The sequence below is a fragment of the Pseudomonas sp. o96-267 genome (genome assembly GCF_003935465.1).
GTDB lineage: Bacteria > Pseudomonadota > Gammaproteobacteria > Pseudomonadales > Pseudomonadaceae > Aquipseudomonas > Aquipseudomonas sediminis.
Map to the genome: position 1 here is coordinate 1 of NZ_RHQP01000072.1, position 4,474 is coordinate 4,474.

Annotated in this window: 6 protein-coding genes; all 6 read right to left on the bottom strand. The window is 52.6% G+C overall.

The genetic code is table 11. The annotated features are described in order from the left end of the window. Positions 1-442: hypothetical protein (locus EGJ86_RS24625; RefSeq protein ID WP_256672512.1), on the bottom strand; the 442-nt coding region annotated here is incomplete at its 3' end. Positions 443-622: 180 nt separating this feature from the next. Continuing rightward, positions 623-838: a hypothetical protein gene (locus EGJ86_RS24630; protein WP_075123232.1), complete on the bottom strand. Its 216-nt coding sequence runs from the start codon at positions 836-838 to the stop codon at positions 623-625. 52 nt (positions 839-890) lie between these two features. Continuing rightward, positions 891-1,358 carry a hypothetical protein gene (locus EGJ86_RS24635; RefSeq protein ID WP_079890275.1) on the bottom strand — a complete coding sequence of 156 codons (468 nt, stop codon included), beginning with the start codon at positions 1,356-1,358 and terminating at the stop codon, positions 891-893. A gap of 7 nt (positions 1,359-1,365) precedes the next feature. After that, a complete protein-coding gene (locus EGJ86_RS24640; protein ID WP_102053792.1) occupies positions 1,366-2,091 on the bottom strand; it encodes a hypothetical protein in 726 nt (241 codons plus the stop codon). Positions 2,092-2,325: 234 nt separating this feature from the next. Then, a complete protein-coding gene (locus tag EGJ86_RS24645; protein ID WP_125836928.1) occupies positions 2,326-3,309 on the bottom strand; it encodes an IS5 family transposase in 984 nt (327 codons plus the stop codon). Between the two features lie 136 nt (positions 3,310-3,445). After that, on the bottom strand, positions 3,446-4,264 hold the full coding sequence (locus tag EGJ86_RS24650; RefSeq protein ID WP_197731400.1) for a hypothetical protein: 819 nt from the start codon (positions 4,262-4,264) through the stop codon (positions 3,446-3,448). Between the last annotated feature and the right edge of the window lie 210 nt (positions 4,265-4,474).

Here is a 4,474-nt window from a genome sequence, read left to right on the forward strand (position 1 = left end):
CAAAATGCCATGGCAATGCGGCATGATGCTCCGGCTTCAATTCAATAACCGTGTTGCACTCAGCTCCTGCAACCGCCTTGGCATTACAGGTGGCGCGAGTGGTGCCAATGCTGGTGCCGGTCTTGGTCCAGCTCGGTACTTTGGTGCTTGGGTTGACCTGGTGCGATGCCGCAAAACGGCATTTCTTGTTGCCGGAAGCGTAGACGAAGCGCATGCCAGAAACCGTATCTGCAACGCTGGTCAGGTAGAAAGTTGTTGTATTGGACGGCAGGATCGAGCCTGGCGTCGGCGAGACGCTACCTGAGAAGTACTCGTAAGTGTATGCTGCTTCGGTGGTGGTGGAGTTTTTCACCTTAACGGTGACAGTAGTATTGGCCGCGTGGGCGGTTGCGACCATCGACGCGAAGAGAGCGGCTGCTCCGAACAGTTTAGCGAGTTTCATAAAATGTCCTTTTAAGGTTGATAATCTCTACAGCGCTTGTCCCTCAGCATTCAGGCAAGTACCTGACCTGCCAGGTCTCCCCGGCAGCGGAAGAACATCTAAATTAACGGCGGTAAATGAGAATTCTTTAGCTTTCCTGGCTGTTTTTTCTGCATTTTTTTGCGTAAGTTTTCGTCGTGCTCATGGCGCCAGAACATACCCTGCCTGCAACCCTTGCACCTCAACGCCCTGGGTGATCGCCTGTCCAGGCACGGCAGGAACATTCGCTGGCGTTGCGCCTGCTGTGGCGCGGAACATGACATAAGTTGAACCGTTATTGTCCGTCGCCAAAACCTGGGGCGGAACCACGATGCCCTGCTCGTTGCGGTAGAGGATGACCGCCAGCCGGACGCTCATATCCAGCCTGACCTGCGCGGCTTCGGTCTTCGGCGTATCGAAATGGGCATCATTACTTCATTGCAAGCGCTGCCACCTTCACTAAATCTTCTTTGCTTAAGTTAAGGTCTTTGGTAACTTTTGCCAGCATTTGATTTGCATCTGCCAACGCTCCAGATAGCGCATTGATCATTGCCTGGCTCTGCGCAACTTTCACCTGTCGCGTTTCGTCGCTAAGGCTGGCATCGTTCATGATCTGTTGGAGTTTTTCCTGTTCAGCCTTGAGCTTTTCTTTAAGGTCGCGGATCATTTTCAGAATGCGCTGCACTTCATCGGGGAGGCCGCTATTTTCAATGTCGTCGTATTTCCCTGATGTTTTCTTGTTGGCTTGCCCAGCCATCATAAGGCCAGCCATTGAAATTTTTACAGAGCCTGCGTCATCTGGCTGAGTATTTCCAAGGGGAGACTGCGCACTGCCCGTTGTGATGGTCTGCGCAGGCTGTACGGACATGATGCCGGTTGACGATGTGATGATGCTCATGCGTCCGTCACCCTTGTGAGACTGCCCTTGAGTCCTGTGGCTCTACGGCTTTTGCCGAACGTTGCGCTTGGGCCATTTGTTCAAGTTGCTTGATCAGTTCAGCAATGTCCACATCTTTAGGAACATTCAGTTCTTCAATGCTTTCACCACGAGATAGGCGCTGTGCCAGCTCAGAGAAATTGACTTGGTAGCTTGATGAATTACCGCTTGAATAGTTGCGATCTTGCGGAGAATAGGTTTCTTTCGCTACAGTAGCCCCGGTAACTGGTGAAGCATTTGCAACAGCAGCGATGAGCTTCATGGAATTGATTGCGCCACCACGACTCCCGTTAAATTCACTTCCGGCATATGTGGGAAGTTGTTTTTGCTGAAAATCCCATTGATTGTATTTTGCGTCTTGGTTTATCCCCTTGCCATCAGGGCCAAATTCTACTGAGCCAGATATATATCCGAAATTGACTTGTTCGTAAGTCAGAAGTTTTGCGTCGATAAGCCCTCTGTAAAGAGTGAGCATATCATTGCGGCTGGCATCTTTAACATTGATATCTTTTACTATCTCTTTAAATTTATCATAATCATCCTGACTTAGAACGCCACCCAATACCCCGTTTTGGCTGGTTTCTTTCCCTACTTTTACGGTAAATCCCTCATACTGTTTGGGATCAAGCAGTGAACGGTTCGCGTTGAGTGATAAATTGCCCAGTGCATTTGATAACGGGTTAATTGATGGCATGGTCTATGATTCTCCCTTTGAGTTGCCATGACGCGATTTTGATAGAACTGGGGAGCAGACGATGGCTCCCCAGTTCAGCTTTATTAAGGAAGTGCTGATTTATTCGACCGCAGCCCTCAAGCGAGCTGCGGCATGTTGAAAAATTGATCAATTTCGGCTCGCCTGAGCAGAAATTCTCCCGCGAAAGCTCAATTTTTCGCACCGAAGGCACGGTATTCACCCTGTTCCTCAGCATCAGGACGCACCTTGGGCGTCACAGGCCAGCAAGTGCCTGCGTGCCAGCATCAGATTCGCCAGACCAAACAATGTGAACAGCTGAGCGGCGTTCTTCGGCAGGCCGCGATAACGGGTCTTGCGATGCTTGAACAGGTTCTTGATCACATGGAAAGGATGCTCGACCTTGGCGCGCAGGCTGGCCTTGGCCTTCTCGAAAACCTCCAGAGCTCGACCATATTCGTTGTTCGGCAGCGCCTTGCGCTGGCCGCGCTTCATGGCCACCTGCCAGTCAACATCCGGAGTCTGATTTTCCTCGCGCTTCTCAACGCCCTGATAGCCTGCGTCGCCAAACGCCACCGTTTCCTGGCCGTGCAGCAGAGCATGCGCCTGGGTCACATCCGCCACGTTTGCGGCGGTGGCCAGCACCGTATGCACGAAGCCCGAGTCGGCATCGACGCCGATGTGCGCCTTCATGCCGAAGTACCACTGATTGCCTTTCTTGGTCTGATGCATATCCGGATCACGCGCCTTTTCGCCGTTCTTCGTCGAAGGCGGGGCGGCGATCAGGGTGGCATCGACAATCGTGCCTTCGCGCATCAGCAGCCCCTTCTCTGCCAGTTGCCGGTTGATGACCTCGAAGATGCCCCGCGTCAGCTCGCGGGCTTCGAGCAGGCGCCGGAACTTGAGCAGGGTGGTTGCATCCGGAGCCCCCTCGCGGCCCAGGTCGATGCCGACAAACCGGCGGATCGACTGGCTGTCGTAGACGGCATCTTCGATGCCCTCGTCGGAAAGGCCGAAGCATTGCTGGGCAACGTACATCCGCAGCATGCGCTCAAGACCAATCGGTGGCCGTCCGCGTCCCTTGCCCTTGGGGTAGAACGGCTCCAACTCAGCGACCAGGGCAGCCCAGGGCGTGACGGCATCGATCTCGGCGAGGAATCGGTCACGACGGGTCAGCTTTTTCTTGGCGGCGTACTCGAGGTCGGTGAAGCTCGATTGCATGGCTGGGGCTCGTTGGGTGGGCAAGCGATTATCGCAAGCGGCGCGGGCTGACGGAATGGCCAGGTTTGGTGGAATAAATCAGCGGCTCCTTTGCGGGAATGCTCGTCTGATAAGATTTGATCGAGATGTTCATGGTTTATTGTGCCTTAGAAAGCCCAATCGCTTTCTCCAGGACGGCTTGCAGCATTTCCTGCGATGACTGACCTTCTTTGAAGATGCTTTCAGAGAGTTTCTCGGTGTCTTCCTCGGTTGCTTGTTTGATTAGGGCGAGCGGTCCCCATTGATCCAGCTGTTCTTGATACAGACTGTCGATGCTGTCCCTGTAACCATCCGGGTAGGCTGCCTTTTCTACCGGAGGCAGATCATCGAAGTAGTCCAGAATGCTTTTGAAAAAATCACGATTATCGCCACCATTTGTTAGTTTGGCTGACAGGCTGGAGAAATATGCCTCGTCCTGCATGCGGAGTTCTGCTGAGGCAGCATATCGCTCGGCCATGGTGTATGTTCCGGAGTCATCATAGACCACGGCACTCAGATCATTTCGGGCCATTCCAGCAAAAGGGTTAGAAGCATTCCCCGGGGGGGATTGATGAAGGGAAATGGCGTATTCCAGAGATTTTTTTCCCAGTTCCAATCGTGCGGGATCATCTGTTTGTGGTAGCAAATCATCTTTATTGTAATTTTTGCTGCCGAGAAGTTGGCTGAAATTGTATATATCAGACCATGTACTTGAGTGTAGCTGCTTTAATTCACCTTGCGACATGGCAGCTTGGCGCTCGGTTGCGCTGCTCTGGATATAGCGGGCTTGTGCGGAGCTGGATATTGAGACGGTTGCGGCAGTGCTCGAGTTGGTGTTTTCAGCGATGGACTTTGTAGTGTTGTCCGAACGCGGTATTTCCTGGGCAGGCACTTGTGCGGGAATGCTCGCCTGATAGGATTTGATCGTGATATTCATAGCAATACTCCAAAAGCCGGAGATAACAGCATAGCTATCCCCGGCCAGAGAGCCTAGAGAAATGCCGAATTACTTGATTTCAAATTCGACTGTATAGTTGTACGGAAGCCCAGCTTGGGCCGCAGTGATGTTGGGCGGCGGCAAAAACTGAGTGCAACACCTGACCTTTCCGGTACGGTGCTGCCCCTATGTCTTATACCGAACTCAGCG

Excerpts from the sequence above, each read along its gene's own strand:
- EGJ86_RS24630 (WP_075123232.1), bottom strand. The coding sequence starts at position 838 with ATGAGCGTCCGGCTGGCGGTCATCCTCTACCGCAACGAGCAGGGCATC.
- EGJ86_RS24635 (WP_079890275.1), bottom strand. The coding sequence starts at position 1,358 with ATGAGCATCATCACATCGTCAACCGGCATCATGTCCGTACAGCCTGCG.
- EGJ86_RS24640 (WP_102053792.1), bottom strand. The coding sequence starts at position 2,091 with ATGCCATCAATTAACCCGTTATCAAATGCACTGGGCAATTTATCACTC.
- EGJ86_RS24645 (WP_125836928.1), bottom strand. The coding sequence starts at position 3,309 with ATGCAATCGAGCTTCACCGACCTCGAGTACGCCGCCAAGAAAAAGCTG.
- EGJ86_RS24650 (WP_197731400.1), bottom strand. The coding sequence starts at position 4,264 with ATGAATATCACGATCAAATCCTATCAGGCGAGCATTCCCGCACAAGTG.